The organism is Pseudomonas syringae (assembly GCF_021605415.1).
Classification (GTDB): domain Bacteria; phylum Pseudomonadota; class Gammaproteobacteria; order Pseudomonadales; family Pseudomonadaceae; genus Aquipseudomonas; species Aquipseudomonas syringae_S.
The window spans coordinates 1-25,648 of sequence record NZ_WKEQ01000035.1 but is presented as its reverse complement, the minus strand read 5'-3'; the positions used below and the strand labels follow the sequence as shown (position 1 = coordinate 25,648).

Genomic DNA, 25,648 nt, shown 5'->3' with positions numbered 1-25,648 from the left:
CTGTGCGAAATTTGATTCTTGTAGGGCCGATGGGCGCTGGCAAAAGCACCATCGGCCGTTTGCTGGCCAAAGAGCTGCGCCTGCCGTTCAAAGATTCCGACAAGGAAATTGAATTGCGCACGGGTGCCAATATCCCGTGGATCTTCGACAAGGAAGGCGAGCCGGGCTTTCGCGACCGTGAGCAGGCGATGATTGCCGAGCTGTGCGGGCTCGACGGCGTGGTGTTGGCGACGGGCGGCGGCGCCGTGATGCGCGATGCCAATCGCAAGGCCCTGCATGAAGGCGGACGTGTGGTGTATTTGCATGCTTCCGTCGAACAGCAAGTCGGCCGCACGTCCCGCGATCGCAACCGGCCGCTGCTGCGCACCGCCAATCCCGAGAAAACCCTGCGCGACCTGCTCGCGGTTCGTGACCCGCTTTATCGGGAAATTGCCGATCTGGTGGTAGAAACCGACGAACGGCCGCCACGCATGGTGGTACTGGATATTCTCGACCGTCTGCAGCAACTGCCTCCCCGTTAAAGCGCCGTGCGAAATGCGCTATCCTCGGCGTCCTGTCAGGGCGTCGAGTGTGTGGCGGATGGCCGGCGAGTGGCGTCACACCAGCAAACGCCCGAGAACATTCGAATAATTCCAGGCAGGACGCCTGCTTCATCTTCACTGTGGGGACACATGCAGACACTCAAGGTCGATCTGGGCGAGCGCAGCTACCCGATTCATATTGGCGAAGGTTTGTTGGGTCAGCCCGAATTGCTGGCGCCGCATATCCATGGCCGGCAAGTGGCAATCATCTCCAATGAAACCGTCGCGCCGCTCTATCTGGAGCGTCTGACCCGCAGCCTGGCGCAATTTTCGGTGATTTCTGTGGTGCTGCCGGACGGCGAAGCCTTCAAGAACTGGGAAACCCTGCAACTGATCTTCGACGGCCTGCTGACGGCCCGTCATGACCGCCGCACCACCGTGATTGCCTTGGGCGGCGGTGTGATCGGCGACATGGCCGGCTTCGCGGCCGCCTGCTATCAGCGCGGCGTCGATTTCATCCAGATCCCGACGACGTTGCTGTCCCAGGTCGATTCGTCAGTGGGCGGCAAGACCGGCATCAACCATCCGCTGGGCAAAAACATGGTCGGCGCGTTTTATCAGCCGAACGTGGTGTTGATCGACACCGCGTCGCTCAATACCCTGCCGGCGCGTGAACTGTCCGCCGGTCTGGCGGAAGTCATCAAATACGGCTTGATCTGCGACGAGCCGTTCCTGACCTGGCTCGAAGACAACGTCGACGCGCTGCGTGCGCTGGATCAAACAGCCCTGACGTACGCCATCGAACGTTCCTGCGCGGCCAAGGCTGCCGTGGTCGGCGCCGATGAGCGTGAATCGGGTGTTCGCGCCACGCTCAACCTCGGCCACACCTTTGGTCACGCCATCGAGACCCACATGGGCTATGGTGTGTGGCTGCACGGTGAGGCGGTCGCTGCTGGCACTGTCATGGCACTGGAGATGTCCGCGCGCCTTGGCTGGATCAGCGAACAGGAACGCGATCGCGGCATTCGTCTGTTCCAGCGTGCCGGATTGCCAGTGATACCGCCGCAAGAGATGACCGAAGCCGATTTCCTCGAACACATGGCAATTGATAAAAAAGTGATCGACGGTCGTTTGCGCCTGGTGCTGCTGCGCCGCATGGGCGAAGCGGTGGTGACCGACGATTATCCGAAAGAGGTTCTACAGGCCACGCTGGTCGCGGATTACCGCGCACTGGCTCAGCTGAAAGGTTAATAAGATTCCGATGACTAGTTTGCATGCCGACGAGGCGTTCCTCGGCCATTTCCAGTTAAGCCACGACCCTTTCGCTCCACGGGTGCCGGGCTTCAAATTTTTCCCGGCCCAGCGCAAATCTGTGCTCGGTCAACTGCATCACCTGGCGCGTTACAGCCAGTTGCTGCTGGTCGTCACCGGCCCTCAGGGCAGCGGCAAGACGCTGCTGCGCCAAGCCTTGGTTGCCAGCACCAACAAGCAATCGGTACAGAGCGTAGTTGTTTCGGCCCGTGGTGCCGGCGATGCGTCCGGTGTGCTGCGTCAGGTCGCGCAGGCGCTCAACGTCGCTCAGGCCGAAATCGGCGCGATTCTGGATCAGGTGGTGCAGCTCGCACTGACCGGTCAGGAAGTCTATCTGCTGGTGGATGACGCCGAGCAGCTCGACGAGTCCGCTCTCGAAGCACTGATGGCACTGGGTGCCGGTGCGCCGGAAGGTCGCCCTCATGTTTTCTTGTTCGGTGAATCGTCGCTGATCGCTGAGCTTGAGGCGTTGCACCTCGAGGAAGAGCGTTTTCACGTCATCGAATTGCAGCCGTACACGGAAGAAGAAACCCGCGAATATCTCGATCAGCGCCTGGAAGGTGCTGGCCGGGGTGTCGAACTTTTCACCGCGGATCAGATCTCTGATATTCACGAAAGCGCCGAGGGCTGGCCTGGCAACATCAACCAGGTGGCTCGCGATGCACTGATCGAAGTCATGATTGCCAGCCGCTCAGCGGTGAAGCGTCCAAGTATGGGGTTCAACATGCCGAAGAAACACGTATTGGCGATTTCCGCCGTCGTTGTGGTCGCGGTCGCCGCCGCCTGGCTGATGCCGGGCCGCAGCAAGGCACCGACCACCGGTGCTCCGGCCAACGAGCAGGCGCAATTGCCATTGGGGGAGGGCGCACCTCAAGCGGGCGGCGCGCCGTCCGTCGAGTTCGCCGGCAACACCCAGCCGATGCCATTGCCGTTGGTCGGTAATTCGCAGCCAGTGATGCGCGGCCCATTGGCCGAAGCGGCCGGTGGAATCACCGAGGGTGACGACGGTGTTCCGGTGGAGGGCTCCAGCGAGACGCCGCCAACCGTGACCACCACTGCGCCACCGGCAGGCGTTCCAGCCGGCCCGGCACCGACACCGTCCGCCAAACCTGCGCCAGCACCGACGCAAGTGGCTACAGCCAAACCTGCGCCGGTCGCGCCAGCAGCGAAACCGGCTCCAGCGCCAACCAAACCTGCTGCCGCCGCCAAACCGGCCGAGCAGCCGGTCACCGTTGCCAAGGCCGCCGGTGGCAGCTGGTATGCCGGTCAGCCGACTAATAACTACGTGGTGCAGATCCTCGGCACCAGCTCGGAAGCGAGCGCGCAAAGCTTCGTCAAGGAGCAGGGCGGCGAGTACCGTTATTTCAAGAAAGTCCTCAATGGCAAGCCGCTTTACGTAGTCACTTATGGCAACTTCGCCAACCGTGATGCAGCCGTTTCTGCCATCAAGGCCTTGCCAGCGAAGGTTCAGGCTGGTAAACCTTGGCCTCGCACTGTCGCCAGCGTCCAACAGGAACTGGCAGCAACTCGCTGAAGATTCGGCGGCCTTACCCAGGCCGCCTCTCCAGGCACCTCAAAATTTTCCACGAGTGCGCGCCGCCTTCACAGGTCGCGTGCCTTGTGGTGTCTGCGTCATAGTGGTCTTTGAGTCAGTGCGGTCAAAATTAAAAAAGTTTTGACTAGCACAGCATATCGATTTAAACCTTTCACAAATGCGACATAGATTTGCGACAGTTCGTCGTCAAATTTGTGAGCTTCTGTGTCGGTGTGTACAATGACCTCCCTTTTGCCTCCGCAAAGCTGACGTACGTTCGGCGCGGATTGCAAGTGGTTGAATTGAAAAGAAATTTGCTTCGACAAGAAGCAGCCTGGTGAGAAAGTGTCTATGAAAGCAGGTCTGTACCAACCAGATGAATTCAAGGATAACTGCGGTTTCGGCCTGATAGCCCATATGCAGGGCGAGCCCAGTCATACCCTTTTAAAAACGGCCATCGAGGCCCTGACCTGCATGACCCACCGCGGTGGGATTAACGCCGACGGCAAGACCGGTGACGGTTGCGGTCTGCTGATTCAAAAACCTGATTCGTTCCTGCGAGCCATTGCCCAGGAAACCTTCAGCGTCGCGCTGCCCAAGCAATATGCCGTGGGCATGGTGTTCTTCAATCAGGATCCGGTGAAAGCCGAAGCCGCTCGCGAGAACATGAACCGCGAGATCCTGGCCGAAGGCCTGCAACTGATCGGCTGGCGCAAAGTGCCGATCGACACCAGCGTCCTCGGCCGCCTGGCCCTTGAGCGCCTGCCACAGATCGAGCAGGTCTACATCGGCGGCGAAGGCCTGAGCGATCAGGACATGGCGGTCAAGCTGTTCAGCGCCCGTCGTCGTTCGTCGGTAGCCAATGCCGCTGATACCGACCACTACATTTGCAGCTTTTCCCACAAGACCATCATCTATAAAGGTCTGATGATGCCGGCCGACCTGGCCGCCTTCTTCCCTGACCTGAGCGACGAACGCCTGCAAACCGCGATCTGCGTGTTCCACCAGCGTTTCTCGACCAACACCCTGCCGAAATGGCCGCTGGCTCAGCCATTCCGCTTCCTCGCCCACAACGGCGAAATCAACACCATCACTGGCAACCGCAACTGGGCCCAGGCCCGTCGCACCAAATTCACCAACGATCTGATGGATCTGGAAGAACTCGGCCCGCTGGTCAACCGTGTCGGTTCCGATTCCTCCAGCATGGACAACATGCTTGAGCTGATGGTCACCGGTGGCATCGACCTGTTCCGTGGCGTGCGGATGATCATTCCGCCCGCGTGGCAGAACGTCGAAACCATGGATCCGGATCTGCGTGCGTTCTACGAATACAACTCGATGCACATGGAACCGTGGGACGGCCCGGCCGGCGTGGTAATGACCGACGGTCGCTACGCGGTGTGCCTGCTCGACCGTAACGGTCTGCGCCCGGCGCGCTGGGTCACTACCAAAAACGGTTTCATTACCCTGGCTTCGGAAATCGGCGTGTGGAACTACCAGCCCGAAGACGTGCTCGCCAAGGGTCGCGTCGGCCCTGGGCAGATCTTCGCCGTGGACACCGAAACCGGGCAGATCCTCGACACCGATGCGATCGACAACCGTCTGAAGTCCCGTCATCCGTACAAGCAATGGCTGCGCAAGAATGCCCTGCGCATTCAGGCGACCATGGAAGACAACGATCACGGTTCGGCGTTTTACGACGTTGATCAGCTCAAGCAATACATGAAGATGTATCAGGTCACGTTCGAAGAGCGCGATCAGGTGCTGCGTCCGCTCGGCGAGCAGGGCTACGAAGCCGTCGGCTCAATGGGCGACGACACGCCGATGGCCGTGCTGTCGCAGCGCGTGCGCACGCCGTACGACTACTTCCGTCAGCAGTTCGCGCAGGTCACCAACCCGCCGATCGACCCGCTGCGTGAAGCGATCGTGATGTCGCTGGAAATCTGCCTCGGTGCCGAGCGCAACATTTTCCAGGAATCGCCGGAACACGCTTCGCGTGTGATCCTCAGCTCGCCAGTGATCTCGCCGGCCAAATGGCGCTCGCTGATGAACCTTGACCGCCCGGGTTTCGAGCGGCAGATCATCGATCTCAACTACGACGAAAGCCTCGGCCTCGAAGCGGCGATCCGCAACGTTGCCGATCAGGCTGAAGAAGCCGTGCGCGCCGGTCGTACCCAGATCGTCCTGAGCGACCGCCATATCGCCCCGGGCAAGCTGCCGATCCACGCTTCACTGGCGACCGGCGCGGTACACCACCGTCTGACCGAAAAAGGCCTGCGTTGCGATTCCAACATCCTTGTTGAAACCGCCACCGCCCGTGATCCGCATCACTTCGCGGTGCTGATCGGTTTCGGTGCCTCGGCGGTCTATCCGTTCCTGGCCTACGAAGTGCTGGGCGATCTGATCCGTACCGGTGAAGTGCTGGGCGACCTCTACGAGGTGTTCAAGAACTACCGCAAAGGCATCACCAAAGGCCTGTTGAAGATCCTGTCGAAGATGGGCATCTCGACCATCGCCTCGTATCGCGGTGCGCAACTGTTCGAAGCCATCGGCCTGTCCGAAGAAGTCTGCGAGCTGAGCTTCCGTGGCGTACCGAGCCGCATCAAGGGTGCGCGTTTCGTCGACATCGAAGCCGAGCAGAAGGCCCTCGCCGCCGAAGCCTGGAGCCCGCGTAAAGCGATCCAGCAGGGCGGTCTGCTGAAATTCGTCCACGGTGGCGAATATCACGCGTACAACCCGGACGTGGTCAACACCCTGCAAGCCGCCGTGCAGCAGGGCGACTACGCCAAGTTCAAGCAATACACCGCGCTGGTGGACAACCGTCCGGTGTCGATGATCCGCGACCTGTTGCAGGTCAAAGTCCTCGATACGCCGCTGGACATCAGCGAAATCGAACCGCTGGAATCGGTGCTCAAGCGCTTCGACTCCGCCGGTATCTCGCTGGGCGCTCTGTCGCCGGAAGCTCACGAAGCCCTGGCCGAAGCCATGAACCGCCTCGGTGCGCGTTCAAACTCCGGCGAAGGTGGTGAAGACCCGGCGCGTTACGGCACCATCAAGAGTTCGAAGATCAAACAGGTCGCGACAGGTCGTTTCGGTGTGACACCGGAATACCTGGTCAACGCCGAAGTGCTGCAGATCAAAGTTGCTCAAGGCGCCAAGCCGGGCGAGGGCGGTCAACTGCCGGGCGGCAAAGTCAACGGGCTGATCGCCAAGCTGCGTTACGCAGTGCCGGGCGTGACCCTGATTTCGCCACCGCCGCACCACGACATCTATTCCATCGAAGATTTGTCGCAGCTGATCTTTGACCTGAAACAGGTCAACCCGAAGGCACTGGTTTCGGTCAAATTGGTTGCTGAGGCAGGCGTCGGCACCATCGCCGCCGGTGTGGCCAAGGCCTATGCGGACTTGATCACCATCTCCGGCTACGACGGCGGCACCGGTGCTTCGCCGCTGACCTCGATCAAGTACGCCGGCGCACCGTGGGAACTCGGCCTCGCTGAAACTCACCAGACCCTGCGTGGCAACGACCTGCGCGGCAAAGTGCGGGTACAGACCGACGGCGGCCTGAAGACCGGCCTCGACGTGATCAAGGCTGCAATTCTCGGCGCCGAAAGTTTTGGCTTCGGCACCGCACCAATGATCGCCCTGGGCTGCAAATATCTGCGTATCTGCCACCTGAACAACTGCGCCACCGGCGTTGCGACCCAGAACGAGAAGCTGCGCAAGGATCACTACATCGGCACCGTCGACATGGTGGTGAATTTCTTCACCTACGTCGCCGAAGAAACCCGTGAGTGGCTGGCGAAACTGGGCGTGCGTTCCCTCGAAGAGCTGATCGGCCGCACCGATCTGCTGGACGTCCTCGAAGGCCAGACCGCCAAGCAACATCACCTGGATCTGACCCCGCTGCTGGGCAGCGATCACATCCCGGCGGACAAGCCGCAGTTCTGCGGCGTTGAACGCAACCCGCCATTCGACAAAGGCCTGCTGGCCGAGAAAATGATCGAGATGGCGTCGTCGGCGATCAACGACATGAGCGGTGCCGAGTTCGACCTGGACATCTGCAACTGCGACCGTTCGATCGGCGCACGGATCTCCGGCGAAATCGCGCGCAAGCACGGCAACCAGGGCATGGCCAAGGCGCCGATCACGTTCCGCTTCAAGGGCACTGCCGGGCAGAGCTTCGGCGTGTGGAACGCCGGCGGTCTGAACATGTACCTGGAAGGCGATGCCAACGACTACGTCGGCAAAGGCATGACCGGTGGCAAGCTGACCATCGTGCCGCCCAAGGGCAGCATTTATAAGACTCAGGAAAGCGCCATCATCGGCAACACCTGCCTGTACGGCGCCACGGGTGGCAAGCTGTTCGCCGCCGGCACCGCAGGCGAGCGTTTCGCCGTGCGCAACTCCGGCGCCCACACCGTTGTGGAAGGCACGGGCGATCACTGCTGCGAATACATGACCGGTGGTTTCGTCTGCGTCTTGGGCAAGACCGGCTACAACTTCGGCTCAGGCATGACCGGCGGTTTCGCCTACGTGCTCGATCAGGACAACACCTTCGTTGACCGGGTCAACCACGAACTGGTGGAAATCCAGCGGATCAGCGGCGAAGCGATGGAAGCCTACCGCAGCCACCTGCAAAACGTGTTGAACGAGTACGTTGAGGAAACTGACAGCGAGTGGGGTCGTGAACTCGCCGAAAACCTCGATGATTACTTGCGCCGTTTCTGGCTGGTCAAGCCGAAGGCTGCCAACCTGAAATCGTTGCTTTCCAGCACTCGTGCCAACCCGCAGTGATATGCGCCTGAAGAGTTTGATGAGGTTTTAACAATGGCTGAACGTCTGAATAACGACTTCCAGTTCATCGATGTCGGGCGCAAAGATCCGAAGAAGAAACTGTTGCGTCAACGCAAGAAAGAGTTCGTGGAGATCTACGAACCGTTCAAACCCCAGCACTCGGCCGATCAGGCTCACCGCTGCCTGGGTTGCGGTAACCCGTATTGCGAATGGAAGTGCCCGGTGCACAACTTCATTCCCAACTGGCTCAAACTGGTCGCCGAGGGCAACATCCTCCAGGCCGCCGAACTGTCGCACCAGACCAACACCCTGCCCGAAGTCTGCGGCCGGGTGTGCCCGCAGGATCGTCTGTGCGAGGGTGCCTGCACCCTCAACGACGGCTTCGGCGCGGTGACCATCGGTTCGGTCGAGAAGTACATCACCGACACCGCGTTCGCCATGGGCTGGCGCCCGGACATGTCCAAGGTCAAGCCGACCGGCAAACGTGTCGCGATCATCGGCGCAGGCCCGGCTGGCCTGGGTTGTGCCGACGTGCTGGTACGCGGCGGCGTGACCCCGGTGGTGTTCGACAAGAACCCGGAAATCGGCGGTCTGCTGACCTTTGGCATCCCCGAGTTCAAGCTTGAGAAGACCGTGCTGAGCAATCGTCGCGAAGTCTTCACCGGCATGGGCATCGAGTTCCGTCTGAATACCGAAGTCGGCAAAGACGTGACGATGGAACAACTGCTCGCCGAATACGATGCCGTGTTCATGGGCATGGGTACCTACACCTACATGAAGGGCGGTTTTGCCGGTGAGGACCTGCCAGGCGTTTATGACGCACTGGACTTCCTGATCGCCAACGTCAACCGCAACCTGGGCTTTGAAAAGTCGCCGGAAGATTTCGTCGACATGAAAGGCAAGAAGGTTGTGGTGCTCGGCGGCGGCGATACGGCGATGGACTGCAACCGCACGTCGATCCGTCAGGGCGCCAAGTCGGTGACCTGCGCGTATCGTCGTGATGAAGCGAACATGCCGGGCTCGCGCAAAGAGGTGAAGAACGCCAAGGAAGAAGGTGTGAAATTCCTCTACAACCGCCAGCCGATCGCCATCGTCGGTGAAGACAAGGTTGAAGGCGTGAAAGTGGTCGAGACCCGTCTCGGCGAACCGGACGCCCGTGGCCGTCGCAGCCCCGAGCCGATCCCGGGTTCCGAAGAGATCATCCCGGCCGATGCCGTGGTCATCGCTTTCGGTTTCCGCCCGAGCCCGGCGCCGTGGTTCGAACAGTTCGAAATCCAGACCGACAGCCAGGGCCGCGTCGTGGCCCCGGAACAGGGCCAGTACAAGCACCAGACCAGCAACCCGAAGATCTTCGCCGGCGGCGACATGGTCCGTGGTTCCGATCTGGTGGTGACGGCGATCTTCGAAGGCCGCAATGCCGCCGAAGGGATCCTCGATTACCTGGGTGTGTAAACGCCGCTCGAAACTGCAATGCGATACCTGTGGGAGCTGGCTTGCCAGCGATAGCATCTCCTTGGTTTACCTGACAAACCGAGTTGTCTGCATCGCTGGCAAGCCAGCTCCCACAGTGTTTTGTGGTGTTGCAAAGTCAGCATTCCAGCGCGACAAATTGACCCGATAGACAAAAGGCTGACCCACATCCGTGCCTTTTGTGTCGCGCTCTGAGAAAATGCCCGCACTTTTTTTCCGGATGCCGACATGACTGCCCTGAAGAACGACCGTTTCCTCCGCGCCCTGCTCAAGCAGCCCGTTGACGTCACCCCGGTGTGGATGATGCGCCAGGCCGGCCGCTACCTGCCGGAATACCGTGCCAGCCGTGCCCACGCCGGCGATTTCATGAGCCTGTGCATGAATCCGGAGTTCGCCTGCGAAGTCACCATGCAACCGCTCGACCGCTATCCACAACTGGACGCGGCGATCCTGTTTTCCGACATCCTCACTATCCCCGACGCCATGGGCCAGGGTTTGTACTTCGAAACCGGTGAAGGCCCGCGCTTCAAGAAAGTCGTCAGCACCCTGGCCGATATCGAAGCCCTGCCGATCCCGGATCCGCACAAAGACCTCGGTTACGTGATGGACGCGGTGAGCACTATCCGTCGCGAATTGAACGGCCGTGTGCCGCTGATCGGCTTCTCCGGCAGCCCGTGGACTCTGGCGACCTACATGGTTGAAGGCGGCTCGTCGAAAGACTTCCGCAAGACCAAAGCCATGCTCTACGACAACCCGCAAGCCATGCACTTGTTGCTGGATAAACTTGCGCAGTCGGTCACCAGCTACCTCAACGGCCAGATCATGGCCGGCGCGCAAGCGGTGCAGATTTTCGATACCTGGGGCGGCAACCTGTCGGCGGCGGCGTATCAGGAATTTTCCCTGGCCTACATGAAAAAAATCGTCGGCGGCCTGATCCGCGAGCACGACGGTCGCAAGGTGCCGGTGATCCTGTTCACCAAGAACGGCGGCCTCTGGCTGGAAAGCATCGCCGAGGCCGGTGCCGACGCACTGGGCCTGGACTGGACGTGCGACATCGGCAATGCCCGCGCCCGTGTCGGCGACAAAGTCGCGCTGCAAGGCAACATGGATCCGACCGTGCTCTACGCCAAACCAGAAGCCATTCGCACCGAGGTCGGCCGCATCCTGGCCAGTTATGGCAAAGGTAGCGGTCACGTATTCAACCTCGGCCACGGCATCACGCCTGAAGTTGATCCGGAACACGCTGGCGCGTTCTTGCGTGCGGTGCATGAATTGTCGGCGCAATATCACGAGTAACGACCAACTTCGCTTTTAAAAGCCCGATCCGTTTAATACGGGTCGGGCTTTTTTTATGCCGTTTAAAAATGTTTAAGTGTCTTGATTACTTGTTGTAAGAATTTTTTCTTTATTTGTCGGATTAGTTGATGGAGAGACTGTTCCTGCCAGACGCGTCGATTACTCCTACATAGAACTTTTATTTATCCACGTATGGTTCTAGACGCTTGCGCAACGTTATGCGCAGCCATGCAAAAAGATGTCGGCGCGAACCGTGCGCCATAACTTCGATGAGTCGTCTGGAATAAATATGAACAAAAAATTCAACAAGCGAAGTGTGCTTGCGATTTGCACTTCGCCCGTGATTCTGTTGTCGGCGGTAATGACCGCGCAAAACGCTTCTGCCCATGGTTATCTGGAAGTTCCACCTTCACGCGCGTTGCTGTGCCAGCAGGGCGTGAACACCCAATGCGGTGGTGCGCAATATGAACCGCAAAGTGTGGGCGAAACCTTCAAGGGCTTTCCTGCCGGTGCCGGTGGCGCGCCGATGCAGGGGCCGTTCGACGGCAAGATCGCCAGTGGCGGTCATGAGCGTTTTTCGGCGGTGGACGTGCAGTCCGCCAACCGTTGGCAACTGACGGAAATCAAGGATCGCACCATTGATTTCCAATGGCGCTACACCCAGGTTCACCCGGCAACCAGACACGAATATTTCATTTCGCGTAATGGCTGGAATCCGAACGAGCCCCTCAAGCGAGCAACCTTCGAAAGCACGCCGTTCTGTGCTGTCGAGGGGGGCAATCAGTTGCCGGTTTCGGGTACGAAGCACAATTGCACGATCCCTGAAGGCAAGGCCGGCCAGCACGTGATTCTGGGCATCTGGACGGTTGGCGATACGGACGCAGCGTTCTATAACGTCACCGACGTGAACATCCTCGCCGAGCCGGAACTGCCGGGCGGCTGGTCGTCGGTGGGCAACGTCTCGCCGTCTACCGCGTTGCTGGTGGGCGACAAGGTCAAGGCCCGTGCCTTCTCGGCGACCGGTGAATATCCGGAATACAGCGTCGAAATCGCCATCGACACCGCCGAAGAAGGTCTGGCGCCTAACTGGCCGTTCAAACTGGCCGAGTCGATCAACCAGGCGCATACCCTCATCCGTGCCGGTGTGCGTGATGAAGACGGCAACATCGAGCCGGTTCGGGGCGGCAACGCTGTATACGCGCAGAAAGACAGCGGCGTCACCCGCTACGAAATTCAGTTGGACATGAAAGAAGACACCGAAGCCCGCATGTCGGTGTCTGCCCAGCAAGCCGAATACGTGCTGGAAAAAGGCCAGGCCAAAGTGGATTTCGGCATGGTTGCCAACCGCAAGATGAATGTCGAAGCGAACCTGTTCGACGAGCACAACAATCTGGTCGGCACTACCTCGGCCCAAGCCGACAACGGCTCGACCTGGCTGGCCATGGACGTTCGCAGTAACCCCGGCAAGCACACCCTTACGCTGGTCGGCACGACCCTCGATGGTCGCACCACCCGTCAGGACACCCAGACCACTCAGATGACCGGCGAAGGCGCGGATGTCGAGCACGACTTCGTGTTCCCGGAAGGCATCAGCGGCTACACCGCCGGCACCAAGGTGCTGCAAGCCAAGACCAACGAAGTCTTCGAGTGCAAGCCATTTCCCGATTCCGGCTATTGCAAGCAGTACAAGCCTGAAGCCAATGGTTTCGAACCGGGCATCGGCGAGCACTGGCACATGGCTTGGGAAAAGCTCTGAGTCCCACGCGTAATGCACCGGACGACCGCGACGGTCGTCCGGTGCACGATGTTTTCTGTTGAAAGATTGAGTTGAACATGACGGTTTCGGGTTATTCCAAACAACACGTGCTACTGCACTGGGTGTCGGCGGCGGTCATTCTGTGGACGTTGATGTCCGGGTTCTACGTGGCCACCGTTGACGTGTCTGTGCAAACCCAACAATGGGTCGCTTGCATCAATGTCTCGCTGACCACGCTGTTCATTCCGGTGTTCATCTGGCGCCTGATTGTCGTTGCCTGCCATGCCCGGCAGATGCGCGTGGCGGCGCTGTCATCCAACCGGCTCGTGGCTTTGTTTGCCCATCGGTTGATTTACCTGTCAGTGGGCATTGTCCTGGTGACGGGCGTCTTGATGATGAACCGCCCGATCAACGTGTTCGGAGTGGTCGAGTTTGCCCAGCCCTTGCGCGACACCCGTCTCATCGCCGCTTTTTTCACCGTTCATATCTGGGCGTGTGTCGGGTTGGCGGCATTGGTGGCGCTACACGTCGGCGCAGTGATTGTGCATGAGCTGCAGGGCAACCGGGTGCTGCGGCGAATGTCGTGGCGCTCGTGAGGTTTTTCCCGGCGTTAGGCCTGCTGCTGGTGCCGCTGGTCTACGGGCTGTTCCTGATCTGGCAAGAGCTGGATTTTCGCGAGCGGCGGTTGATGCCGATGCCTGTCGATCATCCGGTTTCACTGCCAGCGATTCGCGAATTCCCGGACACGACGGCGGTCGCCATCGTGTTCGGTCTCGCCGACGAAATCGCTCTGCGACGCAGTGCTGAAGCATTGACCCTGCAAGCGAGTTTTGTGCTGGCAGCGGGTCTGTCCGGTGCGCTGTTGGCCGACAGTCAAGGCGCGCGTTTTTATCGAGTCGGTGATCCGCTGCCCGGCGGCAGTGTGCTGCGTCGTGTCGAGTTGCAGCATGTGGTGCTGTGGAACAAGGGGCGGGAAGAGTCGCTGCCGCTCGCGCCATCCACCACGGCTTTTCTGCGCAGGATTCAGGCGCCCGTTATCCCTTCGCCCGCACCTTCCGCGCGTTTTCTACGCCCGCTCTCTGGGCAGTCAGAGTGATCACATTGATGAATTCTTCCACTGGCATGCAGTTCCTGCGTGCCTTGCTGCTTTTGCTGGCAATGGTCTTCCCGGGCGTTGCGCATGCCGAAACAGAGCAATGGCAGTTGGCGATGAACAATGCCGAACTGCGCGACATCGTCGAAGAGATTTCGACCATTCTCGGCACCACCATCGTGCTGGATCCACGCGTATCCGGACGCATTACGGTGATGTCCCGGCAATCCCTTGATCGCGAAGGCGTGCGGCGCCTGTTTTATTCGGTGCTCGATGCGCACAACTTCACCGTGATCGATGAAGGCGACCGGATCCTCATCACTCCGGTGGCGGAGGCCAAGACACGCGCCGGGCGGGATTCAGCGCCCCATGCCACCGCCTCGCAATTCATCACCCGGGTAATCGCGCTGGAAACCGGTAGCGCCGCCGATGTTGCCGCGCTGGTGCGGCCGCTGGTATCGGTCAATGGGTACGTCGGCCCATCGGTGTCGGCCAACGCTTTGGTGGTCACCGACACCGGCGCCAATGTCGCGCGCATCGCGCAGATCATCCGGCAGCTCGGCGCCGGACAAAACGGCCAGCATGCGGTGGTGCGGTTGCAGCATGCGCAAGCCAGTGACGTCGCCACAGTGATCGAAGCCTCCCTGGGCAAGCGCAGCGCCGAGTCGGTGATTCAAGTGCTGGCAGACGGCCGGAGTAACCGGCTGATCATCATCGGCACACCCGCCGTGCAGCGCCGATTGACCGATTTGGCGCGCCGACTCGATGTGCCGGCGACCGCCACGCTGGATACCGCGCGCGTAATTCGTCTGCGGCACAGTGATGCCAAACAGTTGGCCGAAGTGCTGGAAACCATGGGGCAGAGTCGAAAACCACTCGCCGGCGCGGGTGCCGGCAAAGACACGCCGACCTCCGGCAGCTTCATGCTCAAGGCTGACGAAAGCCAGAATGCGCTGGTGCTGATCGCCGAGCCGGCGCAAGTCAGAACCGTGGAAAATATTGTCCGCGAACTGGATCAGCCCCGCGCTCAAGTGCTGATCCACGCCGCCATCGTTGAAATATCCGGCGATATCGCCGAAGCCGTCGGCGTGCAGTGGGGCATGAGCACGGGCGACGCTAAAGGCTTCATCAACTTTCCCGGCACCGACATTCCGATTGTCGGCGGCTTGAATTTCGACGAGAAAAAATCCGCACCGGAAGGCGCGATCCTGCAATTGGGCAGCGACCGTTTCAGTGCGCTGATTTCGGCACTGGCCAGCAATACCCGCAGCAACCTGCTGTCCACCCCCAGCCTTCTGACCCTGGACAATCAGGAGGCGGAAATCATCGTCGGCCAGAACGTGCCGTTCAAGACCGGCTCTTACGCCACCAATAGCAGCGGTGCGGACAATCCGTTCACCACGGTGGAGCGCAAGGACGTCGGCATCAGCCTGAAAATCAAACCGTACATCAACGAAGGCTCGACGTTGCGCCTGGAGGTCGCGCAGGAAGTATCGGACATCGCGCCGTCGGTGTCGGGCATCGACTCCTCGGATCTGATCACCAACAAACGCGCGCTCAAGAGCACGATTCTCGCCGATGACGGTGAAATTATCGTTATCGGCGGGTTGATCCGCGACAGCGTGCGCACGCAAAAAAGCGGCGTGCCGTTGCTGCGCGACATCCCTTATCTGGGCGCGTTGTTTCGCTGGAATCGCGACACCCAGACCAAAAGCAATCTGATGGTGTTCCTGCGGCCGACCATCGTGCGCAGCCGCGAAGACCTCGCCGGTATCAGCGCGCAACGCTACAACGTGCTGCGTGACCTGAGCCAGCCACGGGCCGGTGAAAGCAATTCCTTGTTGCTTCCGGCGCAGGCACGGCAACTGTTTGAACAGGATTCGGCGGAAGCGCTTTTCGACCGGCGCAAACCGGCGGCGCCCGCGCCATGAGTCAACCCATGATGGATCCGCCGACAACGCTGCCGTTTGGTTTTGCCCGACGTTTCGGCGTGTTGCTCGACGGCGTGGGCGATGACATTTACCTCGCGATGCGCGCTGATACACCGTTGACGGCATTGGCGGAAGCGCAACGGCTATGTGGCCGTACGCTGCCCATCCGCGTACTCGAACCTCAAGCATTTGCCGCGCAACTGGCAACGGTTTATCGCGATGGGCAGAGCGCTGCGGAGCAAGTCGCCCAAGGCCTGGATGATGAACTGGATCTGCTCAGCCTTGTCGATCAGGTGCCGCAAACCGCCGACCTGCTCGAACAGCAGGGCGACGCGCCGGTCATCCGCCTGATCAACGCGCTGCTCAGCGAAGCCGTGCGCGCGCAGGCGTCGGACGTGCACCTTGAAACCTTCGAGCACTACCTGTCGGTGCGCATGCGGGTCGACGGACAGTTGCGAGAGATGCTGCGCCCCCGGCGTGAACTGGCGACGTTGCTGGTGTCAAGGATCAAGGTCATGGCGCGGCTGGACATCGCCGAACGACGGGTGCCTCAGGATGGCCGCATTGCCCTGCGACTGGCCGGGCATGAGGTGGATGTGCGGGTGTCGACGCTGCCCTCGGCGCACGGCGAACGGGTGGTGCTGCGCCTGCTCGACAAACAGGCCGGACGGCTTGAGTTGCAACGGTTGGGTATGCCGGACGATACCCTCGCGACCCTGCAACAGTTGCTCGCCAAACCCCACGGCATCCTGTTGGTCACTGGCCCGACCGGCTCCGGTAAAACCACCAGCCTGTACGCCGCCCTGAGCAGCCTGAACGACCAGACCCGAAACATCCTGACTGTTGAAGATCCGATCGAATATCACCTGCCGGGTATCGGCCAGATGCCGGTCAATCCGAAAGTCGACATGACCTTCGCCAGAGGGTTGCGGGCCATCCTGCGGCAGGATCCGGACGTGGTCATGGTCGGCGAAATCCGTGATCGCGAAACGGCGCAGATCGCCGTGCAAGCGTCGCTGACCGGGCATCTGGTGCTGTCGACCTTGCACACCAACAGCGCGGTTGGCGCGGTGACCCGACTGGTGGACATGGGCGTTGACGCGTACCTGCTGGCCTCCTCGCTGGTGGGGGTTCTCGCCCAGCGTTTGTTGCGCACGTTGTGTGTTCATTGCAAGGCGCCATACAGCGCCGATGTCAGCACCTGCCAGCGTCTGGGCCTTGATGAAGTCCCGGCTGCGCCGTTGTTTCGCGCGGTGGGTTGCGAACACTGCCAGCACGGTTATCGCGGGCGGATCGGTATCTACGAATTGCTCTGCGTGAGCGGCGCAGTCTCGGCGCTGATTCATCGCGGTGCCGGTGAGCAAGCCCTGTCCGAGGCGACGCGAACGCAGTCACGAAGTTTGTTTCAGGACGGCCGGCAACGGGTGTTGGAAGGCCTGAGCAGCGTCGACGAATTGCTGCGCGTGACGCGGGAGGATTGATCGATGCCCACCTTCGAATATCTCGCGGATGACGCGCGGGGTCGTGCCTGCAAAGGTCGACTGGACGCCGATGGTGCGCGCCATGCCCGGCAACTGCTGCGTGAACGCGGTCTTTGGCCCCGGCAAGTCAATGAAATCCGCGCCGCCAATGGGCGCTCCCCCGTGGGCGGCGGTCGTCTGAGCGCTGCGCAACTGGCTTTGCTGACGCTGCAACTTTCCACGCTGGTACAGGCCGGCCTGCCGTTGGAGGAGGCGCTGGAAGCAGTGGCCCGGCAGAGCGCCGGACGTCGCGTCAGCGGTTTGCTTTCGGCGGTGCGTCAGCGGGTCATGGAAGGGCATACGCTGGCGACGGCACTGGGACAGTTTCCTGCGGCGTTCCCCGAACTGTTTCGCGCGTCGGTCGCTGCCGGTGAGCGTTCCGGTCATCTCGGCGCTGTGCTGGAGCAATTGGCCGGGTACACCCAGGCGCGTCAGGCATCGCGGCAAAAAATTCAAATGGCGCTGGTATACCCGTCGGTCCTGATGCTGGCGAGTGTGGCGATCGTCGGGTTTTTGCTTGGCTACGTCGTGCCTGATGTGGTGAATGTTTTCATCGACAGCGGTCAGCCGCTGCCTTGGCTGACCCGCGCGCTGATCGTCCTCAGTGATGGCGTACAGCGTTACGGCGGGGGGCTGTTGGGCGTGCTGGCAGCGCTGTTTTTTCTCTGGCGCGGCAGTCTGCGCCAAACCGCCTGGCGGCTGCGTTGGCATCACCTGGCCCTGCGTCTTGTGTTGATCGGCCCGCTGCTGCGGGCGATGGAAGCGGCACGGTTCGTCAGCACCCTGGCGATTCTTGGCAAGAGCGCTGTGCCGTTGGTGGAAGCCCTGGAAATAGCCGCCGCCGTCATTGGCAACCTGACCCTGCGCGCACGCATGCTCGACGTTGCTCGCTCGGTGCGCGAAGGCGCCTCCCTGACTCGCAGCCTCGAATCCCACGGCGACATCCCGCCGATGATGCTGCACATGATCGCCAGCGGCGAACGCGCCGGCGACCTCGACGCCATGCTCGCCCGCGCCGCCGAACAACAGGAAGCCAGCCTCTCGGCGCGAATCGCGCTGGTGGTCAGCCTGTTCGAGCCGGCGATGCTGGTGCTGATGGGCGGCGTCGTGCTGCTGATTGTCCTCGCCATTCTGTTGCCCATTCTCAGCCTCAACCAATTGGTGAATTGATCCATGCAAACCCTGCAAAAAAACGTCCCGGCCCGTCAGCGCGGATTCACCCTGATCGAAATCATGGTGGTGGTCGTCATCATCGGCATTCTTGGCGCCATCGTCGTGCCGCAGTTCATGAGCCGTCCGGATCAGGCTAAAGTGACTGCCGCCAAAATCGATATTCAGGCCATAGCCACGGCACTGGAAATGTATCGACTGGACAACGCCCGATACCCCACGACCCAACAGGGTCTCGAAGCATTGGTGAAGCGCCCTGCGGGTACGCCGTCCGCCAATCAGTGGAACCCCAACGGCTATCTGAAAAGCCTGCCGTTGGATCCTTGGAACACGCCTTATCAATATCTCAACCCCGGCGCGCGCGCGGTCAATGGCGGTTATGACGTGTACTCGCTGGGATCCGATGGCGTGGCGGACGGTGAAGGCCATGCGGCCGATATTGGCAACTGGGCGATCGATTGATGAAGCACGGTTGCCGCGGGTTCACTCTGCTGGAATTGATGATTGTGATCGTGCTGACCGGCGTGATGCTGGGCATGGTGAACTTCGCCACGGGTCGCAATCCCGGGCTCGATGCGCGGCTGGAAGCGACGCACATCGCCTCGATGGTCGGGCAACTGCGTGAACGGGCGGTGCTGGAAGGGCGCGTCTATGGCGTGCGCCTGAGCGCTGAAGGCTATCGACCGATGCGCCTGGAGTCTCAAGGCTGGAGGCCGTTGTCCGGCGTGCGTCAATGGCCAGCGAATTTGCAGGTGGATGTCGAACAGGAGGGCCATTTTGTGGCACTGGCCCGCGATGAAGGATCGCCGCAATGGCTGATGCTCAGCAGCGACGAAACCAGTGTGTTCAGCCTGACTTTTTCCAGTACTGACCGAACCTGGCTGCGGCTCTCCAGCGACGGTCTCGGTGAGGTAGTGATCGATGGCTGATCGCCCGAGGGCAACCGCCATGGACGGTTTCACCCTGCTGGAAGTCATGGTCGCGCTGGCGATTTTCGCGACGCTGGCAGCGGCAGTGTCGTCGGCCGGGCGCTATGTCATCCGCCAGTCCGCGCAGGTCGAACAGCGCTTGTTTGCGGCGTGGCTGGCGGACAACCGATTGAGTGAACTGCGGTTGCAAAAGAATGTGGTGCCGGGCCTGTCGCAGCACACGTTGCACATGGATCGTCGGGACTGGTTACTGCACCAGCGCATCAATGTCGCCGGTGATCCGCAACTGTTCAGGGTCGAGCTGACTGTCAGCCTGTCCGGCGACGCCGTGCAATCGATGGTCGGATGGGTGCCGCGACACGATGAATAGGCAGAGAGGATTCACCCTGCTTGAACTGCTGATCGCGCTGGCGATTTTCAGCCTGCTCGGTCTTGCCAGTTGGCGGTTGTTCGACAGCGTGGTGCGCACCCAGCAAGGAACAGCCCGTCATGAACAGGCGTTTCGAAGCCTGCAACGAACCCTCGCGGTGATCGAGCGCGATCTGTTGCACGTCACTGAACCGCCGCGGCTGCAACACTCGCAACTGCGGCTGCAGCGGGGCAACTGGCGCAACCCGCTGGATCAGCCGCGCAGTGAGCGTCAGTCGTTGATCTATCGGCTGGAGAACGGAGTGCTGTGGCGTGACAGCCGCGCCGAAGGGACGCCAGTCGTGCAGCGGCAAAAATTGCTGGATGACGTTCGGCACCTGCGCTGGCGCCTGTTCGATGAAACACGGGGCTGGCGCATAACATCGCCTGACGGCCGAGGCGAAAAGCCGCCGCAAGCGCTGGAAGTTGAACTGTCGACGGGCCGATTCCAGTCGATCCGCCGCGTGCTGTTGTTGCCGGATGCCTTGCCATGAACGGGCGCGAACGCGGCATGGCATTGATCAGTGTTTTGTTGGTCATGAGCCTGGCGTTGCTGATCACCGCCGGGCTTTTGCGCAGTCACCGATTACTCGTGCAAAGCACGGCGCAGCAGCTGCATGGCCTGCAATTGCGTCAACAAGCCGTGGCGGCAGAAGCTTGGGCGTTGCAGCGTTTGCAGTGTGCTGTGCGCAATCGGCAGACCAGCGCCGAATTGATTCGTGACTGGCCCCGCAGCATTGCGGGTTTCGATCATGACGATGCCGCTACCGTCATCGAAATCGAGGACCTCGCCGGTCGGTTCAATCTCAATGCGCTGTTACGCCAGGGTCAGATCGACCCAGTCACGCTGGAGCGCTGGGCACGGCTGCTGACGTTGCTGGATCTGCCACCGCTGCCACTGAACCAGGTGGGCGAGTTGCGAGACCTGAGTCAGTTGCGCTTGTTGCCGGGTATCGACCGTGACGTGTTGACGCGACTCGAGCCTTGGGCCGCGATTTTGCCCCCCGAGGCCGCGCTGAACATCAACGCTGCGCCGGCATTGCTTTTGCGAGCGCTCGACATCCCCGGCGCTACCGCCGAGGCGCTGGTGAGGCAACGCTCGACCACGCCGTGGGCCAGCGTACAAGGCTTTACTCGGGATCCGTTGCTCGATGGGCTCGGCCTGAGCAGTCATGGCCTGGGCATCGACAGTCGCTGGTTTCGCCTCACGGTGCGGACGAGTCGCGGTTCGTCCGCGCTGGTGTTGAGCACGGATGTCGAGCGCGACGCGAAAACCCATCAATTGAACGTGCGGCAACGGCGTTTGCTTCCTTCCAGTGACCACGAGATTGTCCGATGAACACCTGGCTCTACCTCACCGCCGAAGGAATCGCTGAACCGTCGCTCAATTGGCCCTGTTGTCGTTGGTCGGCAAGCGGGACGCGGCAACCGATGCTCCTGCATCAAGCGGCGCAGGCGTTGGCGGGTCAAACCGTCGATCTGCTGCTGCCGATGGAGTTGTGCAGTTGGGTGCGCAGCGATCCCTGGCCCTCGAAGCGCCGCCCCGTGACACAGGCGATTGCTTATGCGGTCGAAGATCAGATTGGCGAGTCGCTGGAGGCGCTGCATCTGAGCGCAGGATTGCGTGATGCACACGGGCGGTATCCGCTGTGGGTGATTGATCGCGAGCGCTTTGCCGCTGTGCTGTCGTTGCTGGCCGGACTCGGCATCAAGGTGCGGTCAGTGGTCGTCGATGCCGATCTGATGCCGGCGGAGAAAGCGTGCGCTGTGCGGTGGTTCGGTCGCTGGTTGCTGGGCGGTGCGCTGCCCTTGCGGTTGGCGCTGACGGACGAAAACCTGCCGCATCTTGACGGGTTACTGCCGGACGCTATCCAGCGGTATGACGACCGTGAAAACCCGTTGGCCCTCGACCGTTTGCTGTGCGGCGGTTTCGGTGCAGCCATCGATCTGCGTCACGGTGAATTTGCCCCGTCACGCAGCCTTCGTATCTGGCACCTCGCTGGCGGGACGTTGCTGATGTTGCTGCTGCTGACTTGGGGCGCGAGCGAAACGCGCCTGCATTTTCTCGACAGCGAAACCCGGCGTCTTTACAGCGAGAACGAACAACGCTTCAAAGCGCTTTATCCGCAGCACAGCCGGATTGTCGATCTGTCGGCGCAATGGCAGGCGATGCAGCGTCAGCAGGGACAGTCTCGGGAGACGCCTATGGCGAGTCTGGTCAGGTGGGTCGAGCAAGTCATCGGTGCCAGTCAGGTCGAGGTGCGGCGTATCGAATTTCGTGAGGGTGGCGGCTGGAAAGTCCAGTTGACGGCGAACAGTTTCGCCGAGCTTGAGCAACTGCGCGAACGCGGCCGCCAGCAAGGCGTGGCGGTCAAGATCGAAGGCGCGAGCAAGGCGCGTGACCGGGTCATGGCGACATTGACACTGGAGGCCGGCGCATGAGGTTCATTCATCTGAAAAACCGCTGGCAGCATCTGACTCATCGCGAGCGCCAACTGATCCTGATCCTCGTTGCGGGGGTCGTGCCGCTGCTGATTTTCGCACTGCTTTGGCAGCCAGCGTGGCAACGGCACGAGACAGCCGAGCGTAAGTATCAGCAGCAACGAGCGCTGGCCGCGCAGATGAGGCAGGCGCAACCGCAGAGCGGCCGAAAGGTCGATACCGCCCGGCCGCTGTCGCTGCGAATCAGTGACAGCCTCGCGGTGGCGGGTCTCGATGTTGAGCAGATGGACAGCGACAGCGAGCAGATCCGCCTGACCGTCAGCGGCAGTGTCGGGCCATTGTTGCAATGGCTCGACGGACTCGAGCGCGACGGTGTGAGCTTGCAATCGCTGACGCTGCAACCCGCAGACAAACGGCTGGAGGCACGGCTGGTGCTCAAGGAGTGAGCGGCGGCAACTTCGCCAGTTTCAATGCGATCAGCAGCGCGACCACCAGCAAAGTGCCAATGAACAACCCGATCCCGTTCCAGCCACCCAAATGCCAGAACACCCCGCCCGCCGTCCCGGCGATGCTCGACCCGGCGTAATAGCTGAACAGATACAGCGACGACGCCTGGCCCTTGGCCTTTAATGCCCGACGGCCGATCCAGCTGCTGGCCACCGAATGCGCACCAAAGAAACCGAAGGTGAACATCAGCATGCCGAGGATCACCACCGGCAGCGGCGTGACCATCGTCAGCGCAAGCCCGGCGATCATCAGCACGATGGTCGACCAGAGCATTTTGCGTCGGCCGAGTTTGTCGGCCAGCGCGCCAATCTTCGCCGAACTGTAGATGCCCGACAGGTACACCACCGACAACAGGCCAACGAATGCCTGATCCAGGTGATACGGCTCGGCCAGCAAGCGATAACCGATGTAGTTGAACAGCGTGACGAACGCGCCCATCAGCACAAACGCTTCAAGGAACAGCAGCGGCAAACCGGCATCGCGAAAGTGCATGGTGAAGCCGTCGAGCAGGCTGCGCGGGTGCAGCGAGCGGGCGCGGAAGTTGCGCGACTCGGGAAGAATTTTCCAGAACACCGCCGCCGCGATCAGGGCCAGGCTGCCGATCACCAGCATCGCCGTGTGCCAGCTGACGAAGTCGATCAAGACGCCGGTAATCAACCGTCCGCTCATCCCGCCGATGGCGTTGCCGGCGATGTACAGACCCATCGCCAGGCCGATGTGCTGCGGGTGAATCTCTTCGCTGAGATAGGTCATGGCCACCGCCGCCAGACCGCTCAGCGACAGGCCGATCAGTGCGCGCATCGCCAGCACGCCGTGCCAACTCGGCATCATCGAACTGGCAATGGTGCACAGCGCGGCGGCAAACAGCGCCGCCACCATCACCGGTTTGCGCCCGATGCGGTCGGAAATCGGCCCGGTGATTAACAGACCGAAGGCGAGCATGCCCGTTGCCACGGAAAGGATCAGGCTGCTCGTCGCGGCATTGATCGAATATTCGTGGGACAGCAGCGGCATCATCGGCTGCACGCAGTAGAGCAGGGCGAAGGTCGCAAAGCCGCCGCAGAACAGCGCGAGCACCGTGCGCATGAACGCCGGCGTGCCTTTTTCGATGAAAATCTCTTGCAGCTCGGCGACGACGTCATCCGTCGCGGAGGGCGGCACTTCGTGGGCGAGGGGGGCGACAGCAGCTTTCAATTCAGACCTCGGAACGGCGTAGCCAGGCAGGCAATGGAAAAAAGCATATAGCTGGCTAATGTTTCTATCCAATATATTGTTCGACCTGTTTGATAGCTTTAACGACCTAATGGGATTTCCATGGAATTGCGTCACCTGCGCTACTTCATCGCCGTCGCCGAAGAACTGCACTTCGGCCGCGCCGCACAGGCGCTTGGCATCTCGCAGCCGCCGCTGAGCCAGCAGATTCAAGCGCTGGAACAGGAAGTGGGCGCAAGACTGTTCGAGCGTACCAATCGTCGGGTCGAACTGAGCGAGGCCGGCCGATTGTTTCTTGAAGAAGCGCGTCTGGTGCTGGCGCAGGTCGACAAAGCGGCCGATGTCGCTCGGCGGGCGCAACTCGGTGAGCTGGGTGAATTGAAAATCGGCTTCACCTCGTCGGCACCGTTCAACTCGACGATTCCCCAGGCGATTTTCTCGTTCCGCCAGCGCTTTCCGGCGGTGCATTTGAACTTGCGCGAGATGAGCAGCACCATGGTTGCCGAGGGATTAGTGGATGAGTCGATCGAGGTCGGCATCATGCGCCCGTTGGGATTGCCCGACTCGTTGAGCGTGGTCGAGTTGATGCGCGAGCCACTGGTCGCGGTGCTCAGCTCCAAACATCCGCTGGCGCAAAGCACGGACGAGGGGGTTTTTCTCTCGGCCCTGGCACTGGAACCCTTCGTGTTCTTCCCGCGCAGCTATGGCAGCGGGCTGTATGCGCAATTGCTCAGCCTGGCCCGCGACGCCGGTTTCAGCCCGCACTTCGCGCAGGAGGCGGGTGAGGCGATGACCATCATTGGCCTGGTGGCGGCCGGTTTGGGGGTGTCGGTGTTGCCGGCGTCCTATCAGCGCATGCGCATCGACGGCGTGGTCTATCGCCCGCTGCTCGATCCCGAGGCGATTTCGGCGGTGTGGCTGGTGCAGCGCAAGAACCAAAAGTCGGCAATGGCCAAAGCGTTCGTCGACTTGCTCACCCGCAAGGTCGAAAGCCTCTAATGTAGGCGCTGCCGAAGTCTGCGATCTTTTGATTTTGTCAAAGGTGATGCAGTGGACTTCGTCGTAATTGGATAGTGCCGACGACTGCTTCGCGGGTCATGGCTTTTCTTCCTTGGGGCGCAGGCCTTTGGCCGGGAAGCGTGACCTTGTCGGGAAGTACGGGGTTTGCGTGTGGGAGGTTTCCGAATTGGCGTATGCCGCTTTCCCAAACTGACGGGAGGCCGGGTGATTTCTGTCGATGGAGAGAAAAATTGCGGGCTGTTTACTCAATGCAATCCTGCCGCTTTGCACGCGTCGACGAAGTTCGTGCCTCTGCCCATGGCAGCCTTGACCTGTGCGTTGGCTTTCAGCAGGGCCGGGCTCTTCGCCTTCGGGGCCGGTGACGCGTGCGGTTTGCGTGACCAGCGGAGGGCGAAATACTATTTCGGCGGGAATTACGCTGAAGATGTTGCGATAACCCTGCGTGAAGCCTTCGGCGTCACTGGTGACCGATTCCTCAAGCACTTGTGGCTGTCGGCCATCGTGGGAAACGCTGATGAGCAACCACAAGTCGTTGTGCTTTTCGCGGGGGTGTTCGGTGAGGTTAAACAAATGGCCGCAACGCAGATTTGGCTGATCACTTTCCCCGCGCTTTTCGTTTTCCAGCAACAGCGGGTAGCGATAGTCCTCCAGCGCCGGGGTGAACTCGGCGGTGAAGCGGCTTTCGAGCAACAGGTTCGGGCGTTTCAGGTCGTAGTCGCGGCGAGTGACAG

Annotated in this window: 21 protein-coding genes and 1 pseudogene; 20 read left to right on the top strand and 2 right to left on the bottom strand. The window is 60.9% G+C overall.

Translation table 11 applies throughout. The features are described 5' to 3' along the window. The first annotated feature begins 2 nt into the window (after positions 1–2). From aroK to GIW69_RS21145, 19 genes are all read left to right on the top strand, one after another. Positions 3–521, top strand: a complete 519-nt coding sequence (gene aroK / locus GIW69_RS21235) for a shikimate kinase AroK (RefSeq protein ID WP_236484743.1) — start codon at positions 3–5, stop codon at positions 519–521. Positions 522–671: 150 nt separating this feature from the next. Continuing rightward, on the top strand, positions 672–1,772 hold the full coding sequence (gene aroB / locus GIW69_RS21230; RefSeq protein ID WP_236484742.1) for a 3-dehydroquinate synthase: 1,101 nt from the start codon (positions 672–674) through the stop codon (positions 1,770–1,772). 10 nt (positions 1,773–1,782) lie between these two features. After that, the gene (locus tag GIW69_RS21225; protein ID WP_236484741.1) at positions 1,783–3,366 is read left to right on the top strand and encodes an AAA family ATPase; all 1,584 of its coding nucleotides are present in this window, start codon (positions 1,783–1,785) and stop codon (positions 3,364–3,366) included. 351 nt (positions 3,367–3,717) lie between these two features. Continuing rightward, positions 3,718–8,163, top strand: a complete 4,446-nt coding sequence (gltB, locus tag GIW69_RS21220) for a glutamate synthase large subunit (protein ID WP_236484740.1) — start codon at positions 3,718–3,720, stop codon at positions 8,161–8,163. A gap of 33 nt (positions 8,164–8,196) precedes the next feature. Next, on the top strand, positions 8,197–9,615 hold the full coding sequence (locus GIW69_RS21215; RefSeq protein ID WP_236484739.1) for an FAD-dependent oxidoreductase: 1,419 nt from the start codon (positions 8,197–8,199) through the stop codon (positions 9,613–9,615). 246 nt (positions 9,616–9,861) lie between these two features. Then, on the top strand, positions 9,862–10,929 hold the full coding sequence (gene hemE / locus GIW69_RS21210; RefSeq protein ID WP_186621283.1) for a uroporphyrinogen decarboxylase: 1,068 nt from the start codon (positions 9,862–9,864) through the stop codon (positions 10,927–10,929). A gap of 289 nt (positions 10,930–11,218) precedes the next feature. Then, positions 11,219–12,685: an N-acetylglucosamine-binding protein GbpA gene (gene gbpA / locus GIW69_RS21205; protein ID WP_236484738.1), complete on the top strand. Its 1,467-nt coding sequence runs from the start codon at positions 11,219–11,221 to the stop codon at positions 12,683–12,685. Positions 12,686–12,762: 77 nt separating this feature from the next. Continuing rightward, on the top strand, positions 12,763–13,281 hold the full coding sequence (locus GIW69_RS21200; RefSeq protein ID WP_236484737.1) for a cytochrome b/b6 domain-containing protein: 519 nt from the start codon (positions 12,763–12,765) through the stop codon (positions 13,279–13,281). Beyond that, positions 13,269–13,781: a type II secretion system protein N gene (locus GIW69_RS21195; protein ID WP_236484736.1), complete on the top strand. Its 513-nt coding sequence runs from the start codon at positions 13,269–13,271 to the stop codon at positions 13,779–13,781. Before GIW69_RS21200 ends, GIW69_RS21195 begins: the two co-directional genes overlap by 13 nt. Before the next feature lie 8 nt (positions 13,782–13,789). Beyond that, positions 13,790–15,709 carry a type II secretion system secretin GspD gene (gene gspD, locus GIW69_RS21190; RefSeq protein ID WP_236484735.1) on the top strand — a complete coding sequence of 640 codons (1,920 nt, stop codon included), beginning with the start codon at positions 13,790–13,792 and terminating at the stop codon, positions 15,707–15,709. Then, positions 15,706–17,190, top strand: a complete 1,485-nt coding sequence (gspE, locus tag GIW69_RS21185) for a type II secretion system ATPase GspE (protein ID WP_236484734.1) — start codon at positions 15,706–15,708, stop codon at positions 17,188–17,190. The genes gspD and gspE overlap by 4 nt, the downstream gene beginning before the upstream one ends. Before the next feature lie 3 nt (positions 17,191–17,193). Beyond that, positions 17,194–18,399 carry a type II secretion system inner membrane protein GspF gene (gene gspF / locus GIW69_RS21180; protein WP_236484733.1) on the top strand — a complete coding sequence of 402 codons (1,206 nt, stop codon included), beginning with the start codon at positions 17,194–17,196 and terminating at the stop codon, positions 18,397–18,399. Positions 18,400–18,402: 3 nt separating this feature from the next. Beyond that, complete coding sequence (gspG, locus tag GIW69_RS21175) at positions 18,403–18,861, top strand: type II secretion system major pseudopilin GspG (protein ID WP_236484732.1); 459 nt, start codon at positions 18,403–18,405, stop codon at positions 18,859–18,861. Next, positions 18,861–19,328 (top strand): prepilin-type N-terminal cleavage/methylation domain-containing protein, encoded by a 468-nt coding sequence (locus GIW69_RS21170; protein WP_236484731.1) that lies wholly within the window; start codon positions 18,861–18,863, stop codon positions 19,326–19,328. The genes gspG and GIW69_RS21170 overlap by 1 nt, the downstream gene beginning before the upstream one ends. Beyond that, on the top strand, positions 19,321–19,698 hold the full coding sequence (gene gspI, locus GIW69_RS21165) for a type II secretion system minor pseudopilin GspI (RefSeq protein ID WP_236484730.1): 378 nt from the start codon (positions 19,321–19,323) through the stop codon (positions 19,696–19,698). Before GIW69_RS21170 ends, gspI begins: the two co-directional genes overlap by 8 nt. After that, positions 19,691–20,230: a type II secretion system protein GspJ gene (locus tag GIW69_RS21160; protein ID WP_236484729.1), complete on the top strand. Its 540-nt coding sequence runs from the start codon at positions 19,691–19,693 to the stop codon at positions 20,228–20,230. Before gspI ends, GIW69_RS21160 begins: the two co-directional genes overlap by 8 nt. Then, on the top strand, positions 20,227–21,075 hold the full coding sequence (locus GIW69_RS21155; RefSeq protein WP_236484728.1) for a type II secretion system protein GspK: 849 nt from the start codon (positions 20,227–20,229) through the stop codon (positions 21,073–21,075). Before GIW69_RS21160 ends, GIW69_RS21155 begins: the two co-directional genes overlap by 4 nt. Beyond that, positions 21,072–22,178 carry a type II secretion system protein GspL gene (gene gspL, locus GIW69_RS21150; RefSeq protein WP_236484727.1) on the top strand — a complete coding sequence of 369 codons (1,107 nt, stop codon included), beginning with the start codon at positions 21,072–21,074 and terminating at the stop codon, positions 22,176–22,178. Before GIW69_RS21155 ends, gspL begins: the two co-directional genes overlap by 4 nt. Beyond that, positions 22,175–22,624 (top strand): type II secretion system protein M, encoded by a 450-nt coding sequence (locus GIW69_RS21145; RefSeq protein WP_236484726.1) that lies wholly within the window; start codon positions 22,175–22,177, stop codon positions 22,622–22,624. The genes gspL and GIW69_RS21145 overlap by 4 nt, the downstream gene beginning before the upstream one ends. On the opposite strand, the gene GIW69_RS21140 is transcribed toward GIW69_RS21145, so the two are convergent. After that, positions 22,614–23,846: an MFS transporter gene (locus GIW69_RS21140; RefSeq protein ID WP_496570942.1), complete on the bottom strand. Its 1,233-nt coding sequence runs from the start codon at positions 23,844–23,846 to the stop codon at positions 22,614–22,616. The genes GIW69_RS21145 and GIW69_RS21140 overlap by 11 nt on opposite strands. 153 nt (positions 23,847–23,999) lie before the next feature. Here GIW69_RS21140 and GIW69_RS21135 point away from each other — a divergent pair, with 153 nt between their 5' ends. Then, on the top strand, positions 24,000–24,896 hold the full coding sequence (locus tag GIW69_RS21135) for a LysR family transcriptional regulator (RefSeq protein ID WP_236484724.1): 897 nt from the start codon (positions 24,000–24,002) through the stop codon (positions 24,894–24,896). 300 nt (positions 24,897–25,196) lie between these two features. Here GIW69_RS21135 and GIW69_RS21130 read toward each other — a convergent pair. Beyond that, positions 25,197–25,648, bottom strand: a pseudogene (locus GIW69_RS21130) (type VI secretion system tip protein TssI/VgrG); the annotation flags it as partial.

Bases quoted from the DNA above. Each gene is read 5' to 3' on its own strand.
- gspF (WP_236484733.1), top strand. From the start codon at position 17,194: ATGCCCACCTTCGAATATCTCGCGGATGACGCGCGGGGTCGTGCCTGC.
- hemE (WP_186621283.1), top strand. From the start codon at position 9,862: ATGACTGCCCTGAAGAACGACCGTTTCCTCCGCGCCCTGCTCAAGCAG.
- gspI (WP_236484730.1), top strand. From the start codon at position 19,321: ATGGCTGATCGCCCGAGGGCAACCGCCATGGACGGTTTCACCCTGCTG.
- GIW69_RS21225 (WP_236484741.1), top strand. From the start codon at position 1,783: ATGACTAGTTTGCATGCCGACGAGGCGTTCCTCGGCCATTTCCAGTTA.
- gbpA (WP_236484738.1), top strand. From the start codon at position 11,219: ATGAACAAAAAATTCAACAAGCGAAGTGTGCTTGCGATTTGCACTTCG.
- gspD (WP_236484735.1), top strand. From the start codon at position 13,790: ATGAATTCTTCCACTGGCATGCAGTTCCTGCGTGCCTTGCTGCTTTTG.
- gspE (WP_236484734.1), top strand. From the start codon at position 15,706: ATGAGTCAACCCATGATGGATCCGCCGACAACGCTGCCGTTTGGTTTT.
- GIW69_RS21170 (WP_236484731.1), top strand. From the start codon at position 18,861: ATGAAGCACGGTTGCCGCGGGTTCACTCTGCTGGAATTGATGATTGTG.
- gltB (WP_236484740.1), top strand. From the start codon at position 3,718: ATGAAAGCAGGTCTGTACCAACCAGATGAATTCAAGGATAACTGCGGT.
- GIW69_RS21155 (WP_236484728.1), top strand. From the start codon at position 20,227: ATGAACGGGCGCGAACGCGGCATGGCATTGATCAGTGTTTTGTTGGTC.
- GIW69_RS21160 (WP_236484729.1), top strand. From the start codon at position 19,691: ATGAATAGGCAGAGAGGATTCACCCTGCTTGAACTGCTGATCGCGCTG.
- gspG (WP_236484732.1), top strand. From the start codon at position 18,403: ATGCAAACCCTGCAAAAAAACGTCCCGGCCCGTCAGCGCGGATTCACC.
- gspL (WP_236484727.1), top strand. From the start codon at position 21,072: ATGAACACCTGGCTCTACCTCACCGCCGAAGGAATCGCTGAACCGTCG.
- GIW69_RS21215 (WP_236484739.1), top strand. From the start codon at position 8,197: ATGGCTGAACGTCTGAATAACGACTTCCAGTTCATCGATGTCGGGCGC.
- GIW69_RS21145 (WP_236484726.1), top strand. From the start codon at position 22,175: ATGAGGTTCATTCATCTGAAAAACCGCTGGCAGCATCTGACTCATCGC.
- aroB (WP_236484742.1), top strand. From the start codon at position 672: ATGCAGACACTCAAGGTCGATCTGGGCGAGCGCAGCTACCCGATTCAT.
- GIW69_RS21200 (WP_236484737.1), top strand. From the start codon at position 12,763: ATGACGGTTTCGGGTTATTCCAAACAACACGTGCTACTGCACTGGGTG.
- GIW69_RS21135 (WP_236484724.1), top strand. From the start codon at position 24,000: ATGGAATTGCGTCACCTGCGCTACTTCATCGCCGTCGCCGAAGAACTG.